The sequence below is a fragment of the Bradyrhizobium sp. SPXBL-04 genome, assembly GCF_051853035.1.
Lineage (GTDB): Bacteria > Pseudomonadota > Alphaproteobacteria > Rhizobiales > Xanthobacteraceae > Bradyrhizobium > Bradyrhizobium zhanjiangense.
In genome coordinates, this window is sequence record NZ_CP182472.1 from 3,445,501 (window position 1) to 3,466,668 (window position 21,168).

21 protein-coding genes and 1 pseudogene are annotated in these 21,168 nt (G+C 64.1%); 9 read left to right on the forward strand and 13 right to left on the reverse strand.

Features of this window, described 5'->3' with window-relative positions; translation table 11 throughout:
* Positions 1-14: 14 nt before the first annotated feature.
* Entirely contained in the window at positions 15-1,904 is a 1,890-nt protein-coding gene (locus tag ACNJX8_RS16100) for a CHASE2 domain-containing protein (protein WP_439361339.1), read from the reverse strand.
* Between the two features lie 62 nt (positions 1,905-1,966).
* Positions 1,967-2,491 (reverse strand): FecR domain-containing protein, encoded by a 525-nt coding sequence (locus tag ACNJX8_RS16105; protein ID WP_439361340.1) that lies wholly within the window; start codon positions 2,489-2,491, stop codon positions 1,967-1,969.
* A gap of 678 nt (positions 2,492-3,169) precedes the next feature.
* Between ACNJX8_RS16105 and ACNJX8_RS16110 the strand changes: the two genes are divergently transcribed.
* Complete coding sequence (locus tag ACNJX8_RS16110; protein ID WP_164939647.1) at positions 3,170-4,276, forward strand: DUF2778 domain-containing protein; 1,107 nt, start codon at positions 3,170-3,172, stop codon at positions 4,274-4,276.
* A 113-nt stretch (positions 4,277-4,389) separates the two neighbouring features.
* Here the strand turns inward: ACNJX8_RS16110 and ACNJX8_RS16115 are convergent, their stop codons facing one another.
* Positions 4,390-4,983: a cysteine hydrolase family protein gene (locus ACNJX8_RS16115; RefSeq protein WP_164934789.1), complete on the reverse strand. Its 594-nt coding sequence runs from the start codon at positions 4,981-4,983 to the stop codon at positions 4,390-4,392.
* A gap of 129 nt (positions 4,984-5,112) precedes the next feature.
* Between ACNJX8_RS16115 and ACNJX8_RS16120 the strand changes: the two genes are divergently transcribed.
* Positions 5,113-5,946: a LysR family transcriptional regulator gene (locus tag ACNJX8_RS16120; RefSeq protein ID WP_439361919.1), complete on the forward strand. Its 834-nt coding sequence runs from the start codon at positions 5,113-5,115 to the stop codon at positions 5,944-5,946.
* Positions 5,947-6,123: 177 nt separating this feature from the next.
* On the forward strand, positions 6,124-6,876 hold the full coding sequence (gene lepB, locus ACNJX8_RS16125; RefSeq protein ID WP_439361341.1) for a signal peptidase I: 753 nt from the start codon (positions 6,124-6,126) through the stop codon (positions 6,874-6,876).
* 289 nt (positions 6,877-7,165) lie between these two features.
* On the opposite strand, the gene groL is transcribed toward lepB, so the two are convergent.
* Positions 7,166-8,806: a chaperonin GroEL gene (groL, locus tag ACNJX8_RS16130; protein ID WP_060736470.1), complete on the reverse strand. Its 1,641-nt coding sequence runs from the start codon at positions 8,804-8,806 to the stop codon at positions 7,166-7,168.
* A gap of 45 nt (positions 8,807-8,851) precedes the next feature.
* Positions 8,852-9,166, reverse strand: coding sequence for a co-chaperone GroES (locus ACNJX8_RS16135; protein ID WP_128932969.1), 315 nt, complete (start codon positions 9,164-9,166; stop codon positions 8,852-8,854).
* A 381-nt stretch (positions 9,167-9,547) separates the two neighbouring features.
* Between ACNJX8_RS16135 and ACNJX8_RS16140 the strand changes: the two genes are divergently transcribed.
* Positions 9,548-9,835, forward strand: a complete 288-nt coding sequence (locus tag ACNJX8_RS16140) for an usg protein (RefSeq protein ID WP_091888885.1) — start codon at positions 9,548-9,550, stop codon at positions 9,833-9,835.
* 179 nt (positions 9,836-10,014) lie between these two features.
* Here ACNJX8_RS16140 and ACNJX8_RS16145 read toward each other — a convergent pair.
* Positions 10,015-10,452, reverse strand: a pseudogene (locus ACNJX8_RS16145) (O-linked N-acetylglucosamine transferase family protein); the annotation flags it as partial.
* On the reverse strand, positions 10,385-10,774 hold the full coding sequence (locus ACNJX8_RS16150; protein ID WP_439361920.1) for a tetratricopeptide repeat protein: 390 nt from the start codon (positions 10,772-10,774) through the stop codon (positions 10,385-10,387). The pseudogene ACNJX8_RS16145 and the gene ACNJX8_RS16150, both read right to left, overlap by 68 nt.
* Between ACNJX8_RS16150 and ACNJX8_RS16155 the strand changes: the two genes are divergently transcribed.
* On the forward strand, positions 10,655-10,921 hold the full coding sequence (locus ACNJX8_RS16155) for a hypothetical protein (protein ID WP_439362077.1): 267 nt from the start codon (positions 10,655-10,657) through the stop codon (positions 10,919-10,921). The two genes, ACNJX8_RS16150 and ACNJX8_RS16155, sit on opposite strands and share 120 nt — an antisense overlap.
* 176 nt (positions 10,922-11,097) lie before the next feature.
* Complete coding sequence (locus tag ACNJX8_RS16160; protein ID WP_439361342.1) at positions 11,098-11,625, forward strand: cupin domain-containing protein; 528 nt, start codon at positions 11,098-11,100, stop codon at positions 11,623-11,625.
* A 132-nt stretch (positions 11,626-11,757) separates the two neighbouring features.
* Here the strand turns inward: ACNJX8_RS16160 and ACNJX8_RS16165 are convergent, their stop codons facing one another.
* Positions 11,758-13,008, reverse strand: coding sequence for a NupC/NupG family nucleoside CNT transporter (locus ACNJX8_RS16165; RefSeq protein WP_128940441.1), 1,251 nt, complete (start codon positions 13,006-13,008; stop codon positions 11,758-11,760).
* A gap of 172 nt (positions 13,009-13,180) precedes the next feature.
* Here ACNJX8_RS16165 and ACNJX8_RS16170 point away from each other — a divergent pair, with 172 nt between their 5' ends.
* Entirely contained in the window at positions 13,181-14,419 is a 1,239-nt protein-coding gene (locus ACNJX8_RS16170) for an MFS transporter (protein WP_439361921.1), read from the forward strand.
* 132 nt (positions 14,420-14,551) lie between these two features.
* Here the strand turns inward: ACNJX8_RS16170 and ACNJX8_RS16175 are convergent, their stop codons facing one another.
* The 5 genes from ACNJX8_RS16175 to ACNJX8_RS16195 all read right to left on the reverse strand — a co-directional run bounded on the left by ACNJX8_RS16175 (position 14,552) and on the right by ACNJX8_RS16195 (position 19,608).
* Positions 14,552-15,310: an SDR family oxidoreductase gene (locus ACNJX8_RS16175; RefSeq protein WP_091888875.1), complete on the reverse strand. Its 759-nt coding sequence runs from the start codon at positions 15,308-15,310 to the stop codon at positions 14,552-14,554.
* A gap of 24 nt (positions 15,311-15,334) precedes the next feature.
* Positions 15,335-16,093: a proteasome-type protease gene (locus ACNJX8_RS16180; RefSeq protein ID WP_128932974.1), complete on the reverse strand. Its 759-nt coding sequence runs from the start codon at positions 16,091-16,093 to the stop codon at positions 15,335-15,337.
* A 206-nt stretch (positions 16,094-16,299) separates the two neighbouring features.
* Positions 16,300-17,142 carry a transglutaminase family protein gene (locus ACNJX8_RS16185; protein WP_128932975.1) on the reverse strand — a complete coding sequence of 281 codons (843 nt, stop codon included), beginning with the start codon at positions 17,140-17,142 and terminating at the stop codon, positions 16,300-16,302.
* 98 nt (positions 17,143-17,240) lie between these two features.
* Positions 17,241-18,185 (reverse strand): alpha-E domain-containing protein, encoded by a 945-nt coding sequence (locus ACNJX8_RS16190; RefSeq protein WP_091888869.1) that lies wholly within the window; start codon positions 18,183-18,185, stop codon positions 17,241-17,243.
* 4 nt (positions 18,186-18,189) lie between these two features.
* Positions 18,190-19,608: a circularly permuted type 2 ATP-grasp protein gene (locus ACNJX8_RS16195; RefSeq protein ID WP_439361343.1), complete on the reverse strand. Its 1,419-nt coding sequence runs from the start codon at positions 19,606-19,608 to the stop codon at positions 18,190-18,192.
* A gap of 221 nt (positions 19,609-19,829) precedes the next feature.
* On the opposite strand from ACNJX8_RS16195, the gene ACNJX8_RS16200 reads away from it, so the two are divergent.
* Complete coding sequence (locus tag ACNJX8_RS16200) at positions 19,830-20,567, forward strand: competence/damage-inducible protein A (protein WP_128932977.1); 738 nt, start codon at positions 19,830-19,832, stop codon at positions 20,565-20,567.
* A gap of 42 nt (positions 20,568-20,609) precedes the next feature.
* Complete coding sequence (gene gpt, locus ACNJX8_RS16205; RefSeq protein WP_128932978.1) at positions 20,610-21,137, forward strand: xanthine phosphoribosyltransferase; 528 nt, start codon at positions 20,610-20,612, stop codon at positions 21,135-21,137.
* Positions 21,138-21,168 lie beyond the last annotated feature (31 nt).

Sequence of the window (21,168 nt, forward strand, 5' to 3'; positions counted from 1 at the left end):
TCGTCCTGGCGAATTCAGTCCATCACCTCGGCCTTAGCCGCAGCCTGGCTCGGCCCATCCCGGTCCCGCCAGAACCAGACGGTCACGACGCCGGAGCGGCCGCGGACTTGGGTGAGCAGGGGGCCCGACAGGACGCCGTCGGGAGCGCCGTGGAAGTCAGCGGTATTCAGCAGCGTATCGCTCAGCGCAAGCCGCGCGTCGTGCTGGGCGGCGATCTCCATCAGCCGGCTCGCGACGTTGACGGTGTCGCCGGTCGCCGTGATGTGCTGGTGGCTTTCGCCGAGGCGGGAGGCGACGATCTCGCCGAAATGCGCGCCGATCTTGAAGCCGAGCTGGTCTCCGATCGCTGGCGGCAGCGAGGCGATCCAGTGCTCGACGCCGCGATGCAAGTCGATCGCGCATTTCAGCGCGCGCACCGCGTCATCGGGCATGGCGCGCGGCAGGCCGAACAGGATCATGGCGCCGTCGCCGAGAAAGCCGGTGATCAAGCCGCCGCAATCGACCGCAGTCTTGTCGATCAGCGCGTGAAACGCCTTCAGCATGTCCTGGAGCGCGTCTGGATCGGTCCGTTCGCTCAGCGCCGTGAAGCCGGAGAGATCGATGAAGACCACGGCTGCGTCCTGGCGGACGGGCTTGGACAGGAAATTCGGATCGCGCGCCAGCCAGTCCTGCACCGCCGGCGCCTGGAATTGCGCTAGCGAACTGCTCTTGGCGGCGAGATATTGCGTGCGGCGGCCTCCCGCCCACAACTGCACGCCGGCAAAGACCGCAACTGGCGGCACCGTGGCCGCGAGCGTGGTCGCGGCGTTCAGCCAGATCCCATGCGTGAACGCGAATACGTTGAGCCCGGCCCAGGCGAGCATCACCGCGGCCGCCGCCATGACGCCGAGCGCACTGCGCCGCCAAGCGAGCAGGCCGACTAGCAGCATCGGCAAGAGGATCGCGGCGAGTGCGTCGGCGATATGGACCCTGCGGTCGCGCACGACGTTATCGCCGGCGACAAGGTGGGTGATCGCGGTCGAGACCACCTCGACGCCGGGCATCAGCGAATCGAACGGCGTCGGGTAGAAGTCGCCGCCGCCGGCGACCGCGGCGCCGATCACGACGATCCGGTTCTCGATCACCGCGCGGTTGAGCGTGCCGTCGAAGATGCTCTGCGCGCTGACGGTGCGGATGGTGCGGCGCGGGCCGTAATAGGTAATAGGCAGCGCGAAGTCGCTGTCGGTCGGCACCGTGCGGTCGCCGAGCCTGAGATGATCCGGCGCGATCGTCAGCGGCTTGTCCAGCGCGCGGGCCGCCACGCGCAAGGGAAACGACAGCTCGACCTTGTCGGCCGTCCGGAACAGCATCGGCACCGAGAGCGGCGAGCCCGACTGTCCCGTCGCGACATTGACGACGCCGACCTCGGCATGGTCGGCGAATGCAGGCAGCGGCAGCAGAAAGCGCTCGGCCTGCGGCAGGACGGCGAGGGGACCTTCGCTGCTCGGCGCCACGGTCTCGCTGGCGGCCGGGAAGATCGCCGCGGCGGCGAGCACCATGGGACCGGTGGCAAGTGTATTTGCCAGCGTCGCATCTCCGATCGCGGCGCTGCGGTCGACCAGCAGCAAGTCGATCGCGACGACCTTCGGCTTGAATTGCACGATGGTGTCGACGACACGGGCGAGATCGGCGCGCGGCAGCGGATAGCTGCCGCCGCGCTTCACCACGGTATCGTCGATCGCGACGATGGTGACGACATCGGGCGGACGTTGCACGCCGCGAACCTGGGTCCGCCAATCCGTCAGCGTCGCTTCGAGGCGGTCGAGAAAGCGCAGATGGCCGTTGGCGTGCGCGGCATAGACGCCCGCGCCCCACAGCGCGGTGAGGACGAGCGCCATCAGGATCTGAACGCGTCGGCTACGCATGCGGTCGGTTTGCAATCTTCTATTGTCCAAATCTCATTGGCCGAGCGTTGTTTGACCCTGCCTTATTGTCCAAGCCTCGCCATCAGCGCGTCGACGCGCGGCTGGCCCCATGTCTTGACGGTCAACGGGCCGGTTGGCTCGACATCGACGCCTTCGCCCGGTCCAAGCACGACACCGCGTCCACGGCCCCTGCGGCTCACGCCGACACGGCCGTCGGCAACGAACACGGAGGCCTTGGCGTCAGCGACATCGACCGCCCATTTCGTGCCGCGCACTGCGGCGATCGCCTGCGGCGTCAGCACCTTGAACGGATTGCCGCCGGGCTTCTTGGGCACCTCGATCAGCAGGGCTTTGCTGCTCAACTCCACGGAGTCTATATGTCCGTCGCGGTTGGCGTCCTTTAGTTCAAATCTGGCGCCGTTTTCGGCAACGATCGTGATGCCGTTGTCGCAGCGCCAGACTTGCGTGCCCGCGACCGACGGTGATGCCGTGCAGCCCGCATTGGTCGCAGGCTGTGCACTCGCAAACCCAATCAACAACGATGACCACGCCACGGCGTAAAACCCGGCGTGTGAAAAGCCTCTCATGCCAGCCTCCGTTTCGCGTGCTCGGCACAGTTCAAGGCGATGTTGATACGCCACCGTATCACCCGCAGAGGCTGCTGAAAAGTGCCGAGGTGAGAGCTATTTTCTCGTGGCGGCGTTTGCCAGACCGGCGCGATCAACTTTCAGTCACGGCGCCGTGCCGCATGAGCGCTTCCGTTCGCGATGTGAGATGCGCGTGAGCTGTTGCCGCGATCGGCCGGCTCAGGGCAGGGTTGCTGGAAGCGGAGTCCACCAGCCTCGCGCAATGCTCAGCCGCTAGGGTGAGGCGGTATTGAAGACCACGAAATTGACTTGGTTGGATGCGTTTACAAAGGCGGCCGAAGAGGTCCGCTGACCGCACCGATCCGGCCGAGAATTATAGTTAACAGTCTCGCCTAAGTCCGTAGTTCTGCGGGCTTTTTTCTCGAAATGGGACAGCATTAACGAGTTGCCCCACATCCGCCTGAACTTAATCCGCATTTAACTAAAAGTCGCCTTAATGACGCTCCGACCCTCTGCGAGATGCTGTCCCCGGATCGTGACCAGCGGCGCTTCGAAGGGGGACTGAGTGACACCGTCCTGGACGCAAGGTGAATGAGTACGAGTATCGCTGCGCAGAGTAACGCGGCACGGAAGTCCAAGAAATTCTCGAAGAATTATTCGCGGAAATCTTCCCGGAAAATGACCACCCACAATTGGCTTGGCGCCGCGGCGATCGGCTGCGTCGTGATCGGCGCCGGCTGGACCATCTACACCAACATCCTCGGCGCCAGCGTCTATCCAACCGTCGGCAACAGCGGCTACGACGAGCCGGTGATCAAGCGCGCGCCCAAGGTCGCGCTGCGCGAGGCGGGTGAGGCGGTCAAGGAAGCCTTCGCGCTCTTGCCCGACCGGTTGCAGGTGGCCGCGCCGATCTCGCGCGAGATGTTCAACGAGCGCTTTGCCGCGGCTGCGACGCAAGGCGTGGCCTCGAACGCGGCCAGCGCCGCGCCTGCCGCGCCCGCGACCAAGGTTGCCGAGGTCAAGGAAACGTCGAAGGACGCGCTGAAGGAGGCCGCGAAGCCGAGCGTGATCGCGAAGGTCGCGGACGCGCTGAAGCCGCACGGCTCGGCCAAGATTGCGGACGCTGGCAAGGCCAAGCGCGCTGACGCAGGCGTGCAGCTGGCCTCGGCCGATCCGGCCGAGATCGTGCCGGCGCCCGAGGCAAAGCCAAAATCCTTCGCCGATCGCGCCAAGGCCGCGGTGATGTCGATCACCGGTCCGCGCCAGTCGATGGTCGAAAAGCTCTGGGGCAAGCGTGAGCCGTCCGGCGGGTTGCTCGCCTATGCCTCGGCCGATGCCAGCATTACCGCGTCGATCGCGCCGAAGGAGCAGAACCCGATGTTCGGCGGCGCGCCGCCCTATGAGCGCGACACCGCGGTCTACGACATCACCGCAAAGACGGTTTATCTGCCCGACGGCACCAAGCTCGAGGCGCATTCCGGCCTCGGCTCCAATCTCGACGACCCGCGCTCGTCGAAAATCCGCATGCGCGGCGTGACGCCGCCGCACATCTACACGCTGAAGCCGCGCGAGGCGCTGTTCCACGGCGTGCCGGCGCTGCGTCTGACCCCGGTCGGCGGCGAGAGTGCGATCTACGGCCGCGACGGCTTGCTCGCGCATACCTTCATGCTCGGACCGAACGGCGATTCGAACGGCTGCGTGTCGTTCAAGGACTATTACGCATTCCTCGACGCCTACCGCAACAAGGGCATCCGCAAGCTCGCGGTGCTGGCGCGGGTGGAGTGACGTCGGCAAAGCCCGCCGATGTCTGCCCGTCTAAAGCGCGATGAATCGTCATCGCGCTTTTGGGCCGACTTCAATGCCCCCTTGCGGGGAAAAAGCCCAGATTCAGCCGGCACTCACGTCAGCGCATCGCCGCGCGCGATGATCGCGAAGCGGTCTGACAGCTCGGCCAGCGCGACCTCGTGGATGGTCCGGGCGTCCAGCGTGCCGCCGCGGCCGTCGGGCAGATCACGCGTGGCGCAGGCATCGGCATCGATGGTCGTGCGAAAGCCAAGATCGAGCGCGGCACGGGCGGTGGAGCTGACGCACATATGCGTCATGAAGCCGGCCAGCACGATGTTCTTGCGTCCACTCGCGGCGAGCTGCGCCTGCAAGTCGGTGCCGGCGAAAGCGTTCGGCAACTCCTTCTCGATCACGAGCTCGTCCGCACGCGGCGCGAGCTCGGCGACGATGGCGCCGCGATCGGCGGAGCGATCGAACAGGCCGCCGGATTTGCCGCGATGGGCGATATGGATGATCGCAGATCCGCGCTCACGCGCCCGTGCCAGCAGGGCAGCCGCCCGCGCAATCGCAGGCTTGGCGTCGGGCAGGGCGAGGGGACCTGCGAGATATTCATTCTGGATGTCGATCAGCACCAGCGCGGCGTCGCCAAGACGCGGCGGGGTGAGGTCGGCACCGGCGAGCTGCAGCAGGGTCTTTGCGGGCGTCATGATCTTCAGAATCTCCAAGGCGGAACGTTGGCCTAGCATAGCTCGTCGGGTGCCTGCTGATATGCAGGGATATTGCAGCCGATGGCTGCGATATTGCAGGTCAACGCCGGCCGATATAGGCTTGAAGCCATGAATTGGGACGACCTTCGCATCATCGCCGCGGTCAGGGACGAGGGCACCTATGCCGGCGCCAGCGCGCGGCTGCGCATCGACGAGACCACGGTCGGACGCCGGCTGTCGCGAATCGAGCGAGCGCTCGGCCTGCGCCTGTTCGAGGCTGCGGACGGTCTCCGCAAGCCGACCCGTCAGTGCGAGGCGGTGCTGGCGCACGTGCAGGCCATGGCGGTGCATGCCGCCGAGATCGGCCGCATCAGTGAAAGCTTGCCGGGCCCGGTGGGACGACTGCGCATCGCCACGACCAATGCAGTCGCCGAGGAGGTGCTGGCGCCGCGCGCGAGCGACTTCCTGCGCGCCAATCCCGGCCTGACACTGCAATTCCTGACCTCGAGCGAGAACGTCAAATTCTCGCGCTGGGAGGCCGATCTCGCGATCCGCCTGCGCAAGCCCGACAAAGGCGATTTCTCGATCTCCAGACTCGGCGACATCCGCATCTACTATTTCGAACCGGTCGCGACTGAAGGCGAGCCGGTGCTGTGCGCCTATCCGGACGAGCTCGGCGCCATTCCCGAGATGCAATTCCTGCGGACGAAGAAAATCCGGCCGCGCTGCGTGACCGACAATGTCCGCGTCATCCGCACGCTGATCCGCTCGCACCGGGCCGCGGGCGTGTTGCCGGAGCACAGCTGCACCGATTTGCTCGCCGACCGCCGCCTGCGCGCCACGCTACTGCCGAAACGGCGCGACGTCTGGCTGCTGGTGCAAAACCATCTCAAGCGCGACGCCGCGACCCGCGTGACGATCGACTGGGTGCGGACCTGTTTCAGCGAGCTTGCGCGGGGATAACCCCGAGAGCGCGTGAAAACCGGAGGGCCGCCCATTGGCGGCCCTTCACATATCCGTCTGTCGCCCCGCGATGAACGCGTGGCCGCGCCTGTGCGACCAAGATCACGGAGCCGGGATTGCATGCGCGCAAAAGTTGCGTGATCTCGGGGCGACTACGGACTTGATCAGGGCAGGTGCATGACCATTCTTGAGGAAACGATCCGGCCGCGGTCGTCGGCGCAATCGCGGGAATGGAAGGCGATTGTCATCTTGATCCTGCTGATCCCGGTGCTGTGGTCGCCGCCGTTCCTGTTTCGCTTCTTCCTGTATCAGCCGTTCAACATCCCTTCTGGTTCGATGGCGCCGACGCTGATGGTCGGCGACTACGTCTTCGCCGCGAAATATGCCTATGGCTACGGCCATTATTCTATCCCGTTCGCGCAGTCCTGGATCTCGGGCCGCGTCTTTGCCGCCGAGCCCGAACAGGGCGACATCGTCGTGTTCCGGACGGCGAAGGACAGTTCGGTCGATTACGTCAAGCGCGTGGTCGGGCTGCCCGGCGACCGCATCCAGATGCGGCAGGGCCAGCTCATCCTCAACGACCGCCCGGTGACGCGCGTCGCGCTCGAGTACGGCCTCGCCGGCGCTGCCTGCGGTGTGGACGGCGGCATCAAGGTCAAGCGCTGGCGCGAGACGCTGCCGAGCGGCGCGTCCTATGTGACCTATGATTGCATCGACAACGGCTTCCTGGACAACACCAACGTCTTCACGGTGCCGCCGGGCCACGTCTTCGTGCTCGGCGACAATCGCGACAATTCCACCGACAGCCGCATGATGTCGACATTCGGTTTCGTGCCGATGGACAATCTCGTCGGTAAGGTAACGCGGATCTTCTGGTCGCTCGACGAAGACGGCGAGCCGCACATGGAGCGGCTGGGGAAGGTGGGGTGAGGCCAGATCATTCCGCGCAAAAGATCGTCATTCCGGGGCTGCGCAAAGCGCCGAGCCCGGAATCCATTGATCCGCAGACGCGGTCCGGAGGTTGGCATGCTGTCACTGCCGCCTGGATTCCGATCTTCCATGTGAGGGGATCAGGCGAACACGTCAGTCGCAAGTGCTGAAATGGATTCCGGGCTCGCGCCCAAGGGGGCGCGCCCCGGAATGACGAGCGGAGAAAAACAAAAACCCCGGCATCGCTGCCGGGGTTTCGCATTTCGTCGTTTGCCAGAGTGGCTGGACCTTAGAAGTCCATGCCGCCCATGCCGCCGCCGGGGGGCATCGCCGGACCGGCGCCGCCCTTCTTGGGCAGCTCGGCGACCATGGCTTCCGTGGTGATCAGGAGCGCGGCCACCGAGGCTGCGTTCTGGATCGCGGTACGGACCACCTTGGTCGGGTCGATGATGCCCTTCTTGACGAGGTCGGCATATTCGCCGGTCTGGGAGTCGAAGCCGTAATTGTAGGCCTTGTTCTCCAGGATCTTGCCGACGATCACCGAGCCGTCTTCACCGGCGTTGATCGCGATCTGGCGAGCGGGAGCCGACAGCGCCTTGCGTACGATCTCGACGCCGGTCTTCTGGTCGTCGTTCTTGGTGCGCAGGCCCTTGAGCTGCTCGGAGGCACGGAGCAGGGCGACGCCGCCGCCCGGGACGATACCTTCCTCGACAGCCGCGCGGGTCGCATGCATCGCGTCATCAACGCGATCCTTGCGTTCCTTCACCTCGACCTCGGTCGCGCCGCCGACGCGGATCACCGCGACGCCGCCGGCGAGCTTGGCCAGACGCTCCTGGAGCTTCTCACGGTCGTAGTCCGAGGTGGTCTCCTCGATCTGCGCCTTGATCTGGGCCACGCGCGCCTCGATGTCGGCCTTCTTGCCGGCGCCGTTGACGATGGTGGTGTTCTCCTTGTCGATCATCACCTTCTTGGCGCGACCGAGCATGTTGAGCGTGACGTTCTCGAGCTTGATGCCGAGATCTTCCGAGATCGCCTGGCCGCCGGTCAGGATCGCGATGTCCTGCAGCATGGCCTTGCGGCGATCGCCGAAGCCCGGAGCCTTGACGGCCGCGACCTTCAGACCGCCGCGCAGGCGGTTCACGACCAGGGTTGCGAGAGCTTCGCCTTCGACGTCCTCGGCGACGATGACCAGCGGCTTGCCGGTCTGCACCACGGCCTCGAGCAGCGGCAGCAGCTCGTTCAGCGAGGAGAGCTTCTTCTCGTTGATGAGGATGTAGGCGTCGTCCATCTCAACGCGCATCTTGTCGGCGTTGGTGACGAAGTAGGGCGAGATGTAGCCGCGGTCGAACTGCATGCCCTCGACGACGTCGAGCTCGGTCTCGAGCGACTTGGCTTCCTCGACGGTGATGACACCCTCGTTGCCGACCTTCTTCATGGCGTCGGAGAGGAACTTGCCGATCTCCTGGTCGCCGTTGGCCGAGATGGTGCCGACCTGGGCGATCTCGTCGTTCGAGGTGACCTTCTTGGAGTTCTTCTGGAGGTCCGCAACCACGGCTTCGACCGCGAGGTCGATACCACGCTTGAGGTCCATCGGGTTCATGCCGGCGGCAACGGACTTCGCGCCTTCCTTCACGATCGCCTGAGCGAGCACGGTGGCGGTGGTGGTGCCGTCGCCGGCCGCGTCAGCGGACTTGGAGGCGACTTCGCGCACCATCTGGGCGCCCATGTTCTCGAACTTGTCGTCGAGCTCGATCTCCTTGGCGACGGTGACGCCGTCCTTGGTGATGCGGGGAGCGCCGAACGACTTGTCGAGCACGACGTTGCGGCCCTTCGGACCGAGCGTGACCTTCACCGCATTGGCGAGGACGTCGACGCCGCGCAACATCTTGTCGCGCGCTTCAACCGAGAATTTGACTTCTTTGGCTGCCATCTGGAATTTTCCTTGAGGTGTTTGACTGGAGGGAAAGAGGGGCTCTTAGGCCGCCTTCTTCTTGGAAGCGGGGACGTCGAGGACGCCCATGACGTCGCTTTCCTTCATGATCAGCAGGTCTTCGCCGTCGATCTTGACTTCGGTGCCGGACCACTTGCCGAACAGCACGCGGTCGCCGATCTTGAGGTCGATCGGGATCAGCTTGCCGGCTTCGTCGCGGCCACCGGGGCCGACGGCGATGACTTCGCCCTGGGAGGGCTTTTCCTTGGCAGTGTCGGGAATGATGATGCCGCCAGCGGTCTTCTCTTCTGCGTCGATGCGCTTGACCACGACGCGGTCGTGAAGCGGACGGAATTTCATGCAGTCCTCCTAAGCAATTGCACGAGTTGAGGATTTTTAGATGGTTAGCAGTCGTTGCCCGCGAGTGCTAGCACGGGCGAGGCAGAAATAGGACGGGAATTTTGCGGGGGCAAGGGCTTCTAGCAGAAAAATTAGCACCCGGAAGCGCGGACTGCCAGAATCTCTTTTCCATCGTTAACGGCGCGCCGGGTCCGTATTAGCACGGAGCCGCGTCTGCTGCTAACGCATTGAATTTCAACAGCTTGTTAAACTTTTGAGCTTGAGATGAATTGTCAGTTTGCGTCACATTTCGCTCATGTGAGCGCATCAGTACCGGGTGGCTCGTCAAGCACACACCGACCAGGCCGCCCCCTTCAATGCGCTCCTGCAAAGGAGGTTGGCATGGGACTGCGGAGTGGGGGCGTTTCCGAGGATTTCCGGAAACAGATGCTGGGTTACGGGCTGACGACGGCGCAAATTCTCTATCGGATGCCGGATCATCCCTCGCTGCTCCAGACTTACGTCTGGCAGAACTACGACATGTTTCCGAAATTTCCGGCGCTGAAGGATTTCCTCGCCTTCTGGCAGGAGAAGCTCGACGGGCCCCTGTTCTCGGTGACGGTGGCGCATTCCAAGCTGATCAAGCCGGCCGAGCTGCGCGCCGTAGATGGCGTGTTCCGGCTGCATTGAGGAGAGATCAGCCGGCGCCGCTGCAATAGCGTTTCCACATCGCGCGATAGGCGTCGTCCACCGCTCGCGCGTATGAGGCAAGGATTGCCGGCGGCCGCAGCGTCGATCTGTCCGGGCAGTTCGCTGCGCAACTTGTCGAGGTCGCCGATCTGCGCCGCACCGCTAGCTGCGATTTCGATATAGGCCTCATTGCCATCCGCGACCCAGTTCGGCAGGCCAAGCGCGGTGAGGATGGCGCCGCCGGCACGGCTGGGCAGACTGGTCCCGAGCTTCGCCACCACGGGCACCCCCATCTGCAAGGCTTCCAATGTGCTGACGCCGCCATTCTGCGGGAAGGTGTCGAGCGCAATGTCGACGCGATTGAACGATGCCAGATGTTCGCGTCGCAAGGTGGCTCCGAGCAAATCGACGCGTTCGGCCGGCAATCGGCAAGCCGCAAACCGCGCCAGCAGATTGTCGCGGACCAGTAGATCGTCCAGTGCAACATCCTTGATCAGAAGTCGCGAACCCGGCACCCGCTCGAGAATCCTGGACCAGACTTCCACCGCCTCATCCGAAATCTTGCTGATGCGGTTGAAGACACCGAATGTGACGAAGCCGTTCGAGAGCGCCGGCATTGGCGCGCGAGCAATCCCGGCCGGCAGTGGTGCCAGCGTCACGAAGCACGGCAGGTCGACAATGGTCTCCGCAAACAGATGCCGAACCGCGAAAGGAATCGCGACGGGGTCCGAGAACAAATAATCGATCAACGCCTAGGCTCATATGAGCCTCGGCAGATCGCGGATCCACGGCAACCGCTCGGCTTAGCAGAATTTCGGCTTGCTGGTAGTTTTTGGCATCGGACTCCAAAGTGCCGAGCATATGCAGCGCGATGAATTGGTTGGGTGCGAGCTGCAGGAGTTGGCGATAGGCCGCCTGGGCCTCGGGGAAAAGCCCCATCTTGTGCAGCTGGAGTGCGTGTCCGAGCAATGGCAGCACTTCGGCCTTCTGCCGTTTCTGAAGCCGGGCTTTTTGAAATGCACGCTGACCTACGTTGCCCATGAATCAATTCCCCCAGAATCTCCCGGCGAGATTAATTCAGCGTGAGAACGAATTCGAGACGATGGCCGCTCGCCACGACAGCTTGGGACAAGCTACGACCGATTGGGTCGTCGAGTGACTGGCTTTAAGCCCGGCAATTGCTGCCTCGTCCAAGACTGGATAATCTGCCTTTCGGGTTGTACCCGTCCGGCGGGGCGCGGCTCAGATCAGGGAGGCAGACAATGGCCAAGCAAAAGGCATCAAGACCCGCAACGAAGACCGCGGTGAAGAAGCGGAGCGGCGCCAAGGCAGCGGCGCGATCCTCGGCACGCAAGGCGGTGAAGGCGAAGGCCCGCACTGCCGCACCCAAGAAGCCCGCACGTCCTAAGCAGCGCATCGCGATCAGCCATCACCGGGAGGAAGACTTCAAAGCCGACGGCCTGCGCGCCTACGCAAAATACCGCGACCTCGGCATCGCCGAGGCGACCCACGGCCTCGCGCAAGCGCATGTGATCCGCCTGCAAGGCCGCTGCAATCCGGCCGAGGTGTCAAAGCTTCACTATCACGACGTGGACTTCCAGATGGTCTACGTGCTCAAGGGCTGGGTGAAGACTTACATGGACGGCCAGGGCGAGACCTTGATGAAAGTAGGTAGCGCCTGGACCCAGCCGCCGAGGATCAAGCACATGATTCTGGATTATTCGGACGACGTGGAATTGCTGGAGGTGATCCTGCCGGCGGAATTTAAGACGGTGGAGTTGAAGGCGTAGGCGCTATCAGGAACAGCGCACAACTCTCTCCACTCGTCATTGCGAGGAGCTCTTGCGACGAAGCAATCCAGACTATCTCCGCGGACACATTTCTGGATTGCTTCGCTTCGCTCGCAATGACGCGGAGAGAGTCTACGTCAACACTCCCACCACCGCTCCCATCAGGCACGTCGTCAGCGTCCCCGACGCGATCGACTTCAGCCCGAGCGCGTTGATCTCCTCACGTCGCTCCGGCGCCATGACGCCGAGGCCGCCGATCATGATGCCGAGGCTGGCGAAATTGGCGAAGCCGCACATCGCGTAGAGCATGATCAGGCGCGAGCGCGGATCGAGCGTATCGGGTGGTAGCTTCGAGAAGTCGACATAGGCGATCAGCTCGTTGAGCACGGTTTTCGTACCCATCAGACTGCCGGCGGTGACCGCCTGGTCCCATGGCAGCCCCATCAGCCAGCACACCGGCGCCATCACCAGACCCAGCAGCCGTTGCAGTGAGATTGGGGCGCCGCCGATATCAGGCAGCAGGCCGAGGATGGCGTTGACGAGATAGACCAGCGCCACCAGCACCAGCAGCATCGCAACGATGTTGATCAGTAGCTCAATCCCCGCACTCGTCCCTTTCACGATCGCATCCATCGTCCCGGAGACCTCCATCTCCGGATTTTCCAGCGCGCCGCCGGTGCGCCTGTCTGAGGTCTCGGGCACCATGATCAGGCTGACGAGGATCGCGGCCGGCGCGCCCAGCACAGAGGCGATGACGAAATGCGCGGCGGCATCGGGGATGAGGGGAGCAAGGAGCGTCGCGTAGAGCACCAGCACCGTGCCGGCGATACCGGCCATGCCGCCGGTCATCACAAGAAACAATTCGCTGCGCGTCATCTGTTTCAGATACGGCCGCACGAACAGCGGTGCCTCGACCATGCCGAGGAAGATGTTGGCGGCGGTGGAAAGCCCGACCGCGCCGCCGACGCCTAACGTGCGCTCCAGCAGCCAAGCCATGCCCCGCACGATCGGCGGCAGCACCCGCCAATAGAACAGCAGCGTCGTCAGCACGCTCATCACCAGCACGATCGGGAGCGCCTGGAACGCCAGGATGAAATCGGCACCCGGCACCTTCACGTCAAAGGGCAGGGGGCCACCACCGACATAGCCGAACACGAACGAGGAGCCGGCGCGCGAGGCCGCGGAGATCGCACCGACCGCGTCGTTGATGGCGCCGAAGGCGCGCGCGACGATCGGCAGCTTCAAGAGGACGATGGCGGTCGCGAAGGTGGCGACGAGGCCGATCGCAGCCTGTCGCAGCGAGACGGCGCGCCGATTTTCTGCCAACGCGAAGGCGATCAGCAGCAATGCGAAAATGCCGAGTGCCGATTGCAAGCGCAGCATGGTGTCCCCAAAGCCCCAATGATTATGGCCGCGCCTGCGGTGCAAAGGCAATGCCGGCACATGCGGGAAGCGTCCCGCTGTTGACAAGCCGGTCCGCCTCAGTCACGCGGGGCACGTCGAGAACCAGAGGGCGGACGGTCCGAGGGTGACCCAAGAGACGATCCAAGAGGCGATGCAAGAGCAGCCGATACCAGCCAGTCGGCCGGTCAGTGCCCGCGCGCTCCTCGCCCACCGCGCATTCCTGTTTTTCCTGCTCTCGCGCAGCCTGTCGCGCTTTTCCAGCCAGATCGCGGCGGTCGCGATCGGCTGGCAGATCTACGATCTCACCGGCTCGGCCTTCGATCTCGGCATGGTCGGCCTGGTCCAGTTCCTGCCGACCGCCCTGCTCGTGTTCGTCGCTGGACACGCCGCCGATCGCTACGAGCGCAAGCGCGTCGTCCAGCTCTGCCAGCTCGTGGAAGCGGCGACCGCACTCTACCTGGCCCTTATCACCTATCTTGGCGCCGTCGGCGAGGTGCAGATCTTCGTCGCGACCTTCGTGCTCGGCATCGCCGGCGCTTTCGAGAGCCCGACCACGGCGGCGCTGTTGCCGCTGATCGCGCCGCAAGGCTCGCTCCAGCGCGCCACCGCGGTCTCCAGTGGCGCGGCGCAGGTCGCGACCATCACGGGTCCGGCGCTCGGCGGCTTTGCCTATGCGGTGGCGCCACATCTTGCCTATGCCGTAATGGTGCTGTTCTGGATCCTTGGGATGATCCTGACCGGCTTCATCCGCCCGCGCCCGCAGGCGGTCGCCAAGGAGGGGACGAGCTCGGACAATGTCTTTGCGGGCGTCCGCTTCATCCGCGGCAATCCTGCGATCCTCGGCACCATCTCGCTTGATCTGTTCGCGGTGCTGTTCGGCGGCGTCACTGCGCTGTTGCCGATCTATGCCCGCGACATCCTCCAGACCGGACCGGTCGGGCTTGGCGTGCTGCGTGCGGCACCTGCGGTCGGCGCGCTCTTGATGACCATGGTGCTGGCGCGTCACGCCATTTCGCGGCATGTGGGCCTGCGCATGTTCCAGGCCGTGATCGTGTTCGGCGTCGCCACGATCGTGTTCGCGCTGTCGTCCTGGATGTGGCTGTCGGTGCTTGCGCTCGCCGTCCTGGGCGCGGCCGACACGATCAGCGTCGTGATCCGCTTCTCGCTGGTGCAGCTGTCGACGCCCGACGAGATGCGCGGCCGGGTCGGCGCGGTGAACTTCCTCTTCATCAACGCCTCGAACCAGCTCGGCCAGTTCGAGAGCGGGCTCACCGCCGCCCTGTTCGGCGCCATGCCCGCCGCCGTGCTCGGCGGCGTCTGCACGGTCGCAGTGGCGCTCTTGTGGATGAAGCTGTTCCCGAGCCTGCGTCGGGTGGAGAGTTTGGAGTAGGGGTCCTCCGCTCTCTCCATGTCATTGCGAGGAGCCCTTGCGACGAAGCAATCCAGAATCTTGTCGCGGGGGCAGTCTGGATTGCTTCGCTGCGCTCGCAATGACGATTGGGGAGGCGCCGCGTTCTTTAAATTACCCCCGTCCCACGAACGGCATCTTGGTCGCCATTACCGTCATGGTCAGCACGTTGGCATCGAGCGGCAGGCTTGCCATATAGGCAACGGCATCGCCGACCGCCTTGGCATCCATGCGCGGCTCGTGCTTGGTGGTGCCGTCGGGCTGGAGCACGCCGGGGCCGTTGACCATGCGATCGGTCATCGGGGTCGCCGCATTGCCGATATCGACCTGGCCGACCGCGATGTCATACATGCGGCCGTCGAGATTGGACGCCTTGGTGAGGCCCGTGATGGCGTGCTTGGTCGATGTGTAGGCCGCCGAGAATGGTCGCGGCGCATGCGCCGAGATCGAGCCGTTATTGATGATGCGGCCGCCGCGCGGGGTCTGGTCCTTCATGATGCGGAAGGCGTGCTGCGTGCACAGGAATGGGCCGGTCAGGTTGGTGTTCACCACCGCCTGCCACTGTTCGAGGCTGAGATCCTCGAAGTTCACGGCCGGCGCGCCCATGCCGGCATTGTTGAAGAGCACGTCGAGGCGGCCATAGGTGGCCTTCACCTTGTCGAACAGCGCGGCGATCGAATCCGGCTTGGTCATGTCGGCGGTGACGCACAGGCTCTTTCCCGCAGGGCCGAGCTTCGCGGTCTCCTCGAGCATGTCGAGCCGGCGCCCTGTGAGCACCACGGTGAAGCCGGCGTTCATCAGCGCCAGCGACGCCGCACGCCCGACACCGGTGCCGGCACCCGTCACCACTGCGATCTTCTTTGTTTCACTCATTGTTTCCTGCCTTTTCTTTCGCTGTCAGGTTTTGGGTTCTTTTTCGTTCTTGTAGGGCGGGCGCGGAATGTTCTGATGCGCGGCGCGCAGCGCCGCCGACCAGCGCGAGCGCAGATCATGGAAATAGGGCTCGCCCGCCTCGATGCGGTGATTGAGATCGGCTTCGCAGGCGTCGTTGCGCACCACCAGCACGTCGATCGGCAGGCCGACGCCGAGATTGGAGCGCATGGTCGAGTCCATCGAGATCAGGCCAGTCTTCAGCGCCTCGTAGAGCTCGACGTCGTAGTGCATGGCGCGGTCGAGCACCGGCTTGCCGTATTTGTGCTCGCCGATCTGCAAGTACGGCGTGTCGGTGGTGCACTCGATGAAATTGCCGGCGGTGTAGATCATGAACAGGCGCATCCGGGAGCCCTTGATCTGGCCGCCGAACAGGAAGGAGACGTCGAAGGAGACATCCTCGGATTTCAGCGCCGGCCCTTCGGTCGCGTGCACCGCCCGGATCGCCCGGCCGATGCGCTGGGCCGCCTGGAACATGGTCGGCGCGTTCATCAGCGTCTCGACCTCGCCCGTGTCGGGGTCCTCCAGGCCTTCGGTCAACGTCGACAGCACCGACTGGCTGATGGCGAGGTTGCCGGCGCTGGCGATCGCCATGATGCGTTCGCCGGGCTTGGAGAAGATGTGCAGCTTGCGGAAGGTCGAGACGTTGTCGAGGCCGGCATTGGTGCGGGTATCGGCGATCATCACCAGACCGTCCCGAACCAGGATTCCGCAACAATAGGTCATTTCCAGTCCCCGAACGCGTTTGCGCGAAATTACTAGCCAATTTCGGGGGCCGCTCCAACCCCCGATTCCCGGGGACACGTCATTCCGGGGCGCGCCCAGCGCGAACCCGGAATCCATTTATCCACTAGCTCTGCGGCCCGATGGATTCTCAGATGCGCAATTGCGTACCGTAGCTCGCGACGTTGTCGCTTCCCGGAAATGACGATCTAACTCTGCCACTGTGACTGCGATTGCCCGCCGCGGCCGGCCTGCTCGACCTTGACCGCCACCGTCAGCGTCTCCGTGCCGCCGCCATAGCGGGTGCCGCGCACGGGGGCTGCGCCGAGATAGTCGAGCCCGATCGCGACGCGGACATGGGCGTCGGTGGCGCAGATGCTGTTGGCGGGATCGAAGCCGACCCAGCCGAGATCGGGCACATAGGCTTCCGCCCAAGCATGGCCGGCCTCCTGATGCACCGTGCCGTCGGAGCGCAGGAAGTGCCCGGAGACGAAGCGTGCCGGCACGCCGCCACTGCGCGCGCAGGCGATGAAGATGTGCGCGTAGTCCTGGCACACGCCGCGCTTGAGCGCGAAGGCTTCGGCCGCCGAGGTGCCGCTGTTGGTCGGGTCCTCGTCGAAGGTCATGTGATCACTGATTTGCGTCATCAACGTGTGCAGGAAGCCCAGCGTGTCGCTCTCGGCCTCGCTGCGCAACTGGCGCGCAACCGCCATCATCGCCGGATTGACGGTGGTGAGGTCGGTTGCGCGCAAAAACATGCCGGCCGGAAAGCGCTCGTCCGTGCCGCGCAGCACGCCGCCGGTGTCGTGAGTCTCGATCAGGCCCTCGGCGATGATCTTGATGTCACTGAGGGGCCCGCAGGACAGCACATGGGTGACGTTGCCGAACGCGTCCTCGTGGGTGTCGAGCTTGGTGTCGGTCGAGACGTCGATCTGCCATTCCGCCACATATTGCCCGTCATGGCTGCCGGGCGTCATGCGCAGGATCTGGATCACGCTGGTGGCCGGCGGCTCGTAGCGATAGGTCGTGGTGTGCTGGATTCGCAGGCGCATGGTGTTTTGATTCCGTCATTCCGGAGCGGCTTAGCCGAGCTCGGAATCTCGAGATTCCGGGTCTGGTCCTTCGGACCATCCCGGAATGACTGCGTGTATCAGATCAAATACTGCTTCGTGATGATTTCGCCCAGCCTGGAATTGTCCGCGATGAATTCCTGAATGAATTCATGCACGCCGTGCTGGAAAATGTCGTTCATATTGCTGTGTTCCAGCCGGTTGCGGATGCCGCGGGCGTGGCGCTGGGCCGGGCCCTGGCGGCCATAGGCGACGCCGATCTGGTCGAGGTTGCGCACGAGATTGCCGTAGCAGCTTGCCAGCGAGCGCGGCAGCGTGTCGTTGAGGATGAGCAGGTCTGCAATCAGCCAGGGTTTCAGCGTCTCGCGGTAGACCCAATGATAGGCCGTCAGCGCCGAGACGGAGCGCAGGATCGAGCTCCACTGATAGAAGTCGAGCGGGCCGCCGACATGCTCCTCCTCGGGCAATAGCACGTGATACTTCACATCGAGGATGCGCGCGGTGTTGTCGGCGCGTTCGAGATGCACGCCCATCCGCGAGAACCAGTAGGCATCGTTGCGCAGCATGGTCCGATAGGCCGAGCCATCGAAGCGCAGCGAGGTCTCCTGCACGAAGCGCAGGAATTTGGCGAGGTCCTCGCGCGTCGAGGTGCCCTTGCTCCAGACCGCCTGAAGCTCGATCCAGGCCGAGTTGATGGTGTCCCACATCTCGCTGGTCAGCGCCGTGCGCACCGAGCGCGAGTTCAGCCGCGCTGCCTCGATGCAGTTCCGGATCGAGGACGGGTTGTCCGCCGAGAACGAAAGATAGTCGACGACGTTGTGCTCGTTGGCTTCCTCATATTGCTGATAGAAGCTGGCGGCGACGCCGGCGGTGAGCAGCGCCGAGTCCCATTCATTGGTCTTGCCGATATAGGCGGCGGGAAGCGCGGTGACGCGCAAGGTCGCATCGATGGTGCGCGCGAGATACTCGGCCCGTTCGACGTAGCGGGCGAGCCAGTAGAGGTTTTCGGCGGTACGCGACAGCATCTCTCTACTCGTCCAAAATCCAGGTGTCTTTGGTGCCGCCGCCCTGGCTCGAATTGACCACCAGGGAGCCTTCCTTCAGTGCGACGCGTGTCAGCCCGCCCGGCACGATCGTGGTGCGCTTGCTGCCGGTGAGCACGAACGGCCGCAGGTCGACATGGCGCGGCGCGAGGCCTGACCCCGTGCAGGTCGGGCAGGTCGAGAGCGCCAGCGTCGGCTGTGCGATGAAGCCTTCCGGCTCACGCTTCAGCTTCTCGCGGAAGGCTTCGATGGTGGCCTTGGTCGCGGCGGGGCCAATCAGCATGCCGTAGCCGCCGGAGCCATGGACTTCCTTGACGACGAGCTCGCCGAGATTGTCCAGCACATAGGCGAGATCCTTCGGCTCGCGGCAGCGCCAAGTCGGCACGTTCTTCAGGATCGGCTCCTCGCCCAGATAGAATTTTACGATATCGGGCATGTAGGAGTAGATCGCCTTGTCGTCGGCGATGCCGGTGCCGACCGCATTGGCGAGCGTGATGTTGCCGGCCGCATAGGCCGACATCAGGCCGGGCACGCCGAGCACGGAATCGGGGCGGAAGGTGAGGGGATCGAGGAAGTCGTCATCGACGCGGCGATAGATCACGTCGACCCGCTTCAACCCTTCCGTGGTCCGCATGAACACTTCATTGTTCTTGACGATGAGGTCGCGCCCCTCGACCAGCTCGATGCCGAGCTTGTCGGCGAGGAAGGAATGCTCGTAATAGGCCGAGTTGTAGACGCCGGGCGTGAGCAGGGCGACGGTCGGCTCGCCGGAAGCACTTTGCGGCGCGACCGAGCGCAGCGCGGCGAGCAGCTCGTCCGGATAGCGTTCGACCGGCGCAACCTTGTGGCGGGCGAACAGATCCGGGAACAGCCGCATCATGATCTCGCGGTTTTCCAGCATGTAGGACACGCCCGAGGGCGTCCGCGCGTTGTCCTCCAGCACGATGAAGTCTTCTGCGTCGACACGGACGATGTCGATGCCGGCGATGTGCACGTAGACGTCGTGCGGCACCTGCTGGCCGTTCATCTCGGGCCGGAACACTGGGTTCTGGAAGATCAGATCGTCGGGCACGATCTCGGCGCGAAGGATGTCGCGGCCGTGATAGATGTCGCGCAGAAACATGTTGAGCGCGCGCACGCGCTGCTTCAGGCCCTTCTCCAGCAACGCCCATTCCTTGCCGGACATGATCCGCGGGATCACGTCGAACGGGATCAGGCGCTCGGTCGCCTCGGCTTCGCCATAGACCGCAAAGGTGATGCCGATGCGGCGGAACAGGAGCTCCGCCTCCTGGCGGCGATATTCGAGCGCCTCGGGAGGCGTCTCCTTGAGCCAGCGCGCCAGCTCCTGATAGGCGGGGCGAAGGTCCCCGCCGGGAATATTCATTTCATCAAACGCGATTGCCATAGATCCCGATTTGTTTCCGTGGCCATGCGGCAAGAGTGCATGACTTTCATGTGGTAGCAAGGGGCGGGCCAGCGCGATAAGCATGGAGGATGGGCATTTGCCGGGGATGCCCGGCGGCTTGCCTGAAAAAATGGCTGAGGACTGCTTATTTCGGCAGCAAAACCGCGTGACTTGAACGCGTTACCTCGGCAAAGTCGGCGCCACAGGTGAGGGACAGTTTTATGAGCGAGATCGTCACGGCGGGCATTCTGGTCATTGGGGACGAAATCCTGTCCGGCCGGACCAAGGACAAGAACATCGGCTTCATCGCCGAATATCTGACCAATATCGGCATCGACCTGAAGGAAGTGCGGATCGTCTCCGACGAGGAGGACGACATCATCGCCGCGTTGAATGCACTGCGGCAACGCTACACCTATGTCTTCACCACTGGCGGCATTGGCCCGACCCATGACGACATCACTGCCGACAGCGTCGCCAAGGCCTTCGGCGTCGGCATCGACCATCACCCGGAGGTGGTCGCCCGCTTCCGCGAGCGCTGGAGCGAGCAGGATCTCAACGAGGCCCGCTTGCGCATGGCCCGCATCCCTGATGGTGCCGAGCTAATCCAGAGCGCCACCATCCTCGCCCCCGGCTTCAAGATCGGCAATGTCATCGTGATGGCCGGCGTGCCCTCGATCATGCAGGCGATGATGGACATCGTCTCGCCCAAGCTGAAATCCGGCGTGCGCATGCTCTCCGAATCGGTCCGCGCCAATGCGCGCGAGGGTGACATCGGCAGTCCGCTGCGGGCCATTGCCGCCGCTCACCCCGACACCATCATCGGCAGCTATCCCTTCATGGACGAAGAGCAGAGGCCCAACACCAATCTCGTGGTGCGCTCGCGCGATGCGGAGAAGCTCGCGGCGGCGATGGCGGCGGTGAAGGAAATGCTGGCGGGATTGAACATCACCCGCTAAAGCGCCCAGCTTGCTGGACGTTTGACGAAGCAGGAGACGACAATGGCTGGTGAAGCACCGGAACTGAGCGCGCAGGAGCGGGCGGGCAAGGCCTTCCCGGTCTCGTGGGACCAGTTCCACCGCGATTGCCGGGCGCTGACCTGGCGGCTGAACGAGGTCGGCCCGTTCCATGCGGTGATCGCGATCACCCGTGGCGGCCTGGTGCCGGCCGCGATCGTGGCGCGCGAGCTCGGCGTGCGCGTCATCGATACGGTCTGCATCGCCAGTTACGAGCATAACAAGCAGGGCGAGCTCCAGGTCCTCAAGGGTATTTCCGAGGCGGCGATGAAGCTCGGCGGCGGCACCGGCAAAGGGCTGTTGATCGTCGACGACCTCGTCGACACCGGCAAGACCGGCAAGCTGGTGCGCGAGATGCTGCCCGATGCGCATTTCGCCACGGTCTACGCCAAGCCGATGGGCCGTCCGCTGGTCGATACCTTCATCACGGAAGTATCACAGGACACCTGGATCTTCTTCCCCTGGGACACCGCGCTGTCCTACCACCCGCCGCTGCGAGATGGGGCGGCGTGACTGTCGCCGTCATTGCGAGGAGCGAAGCGAC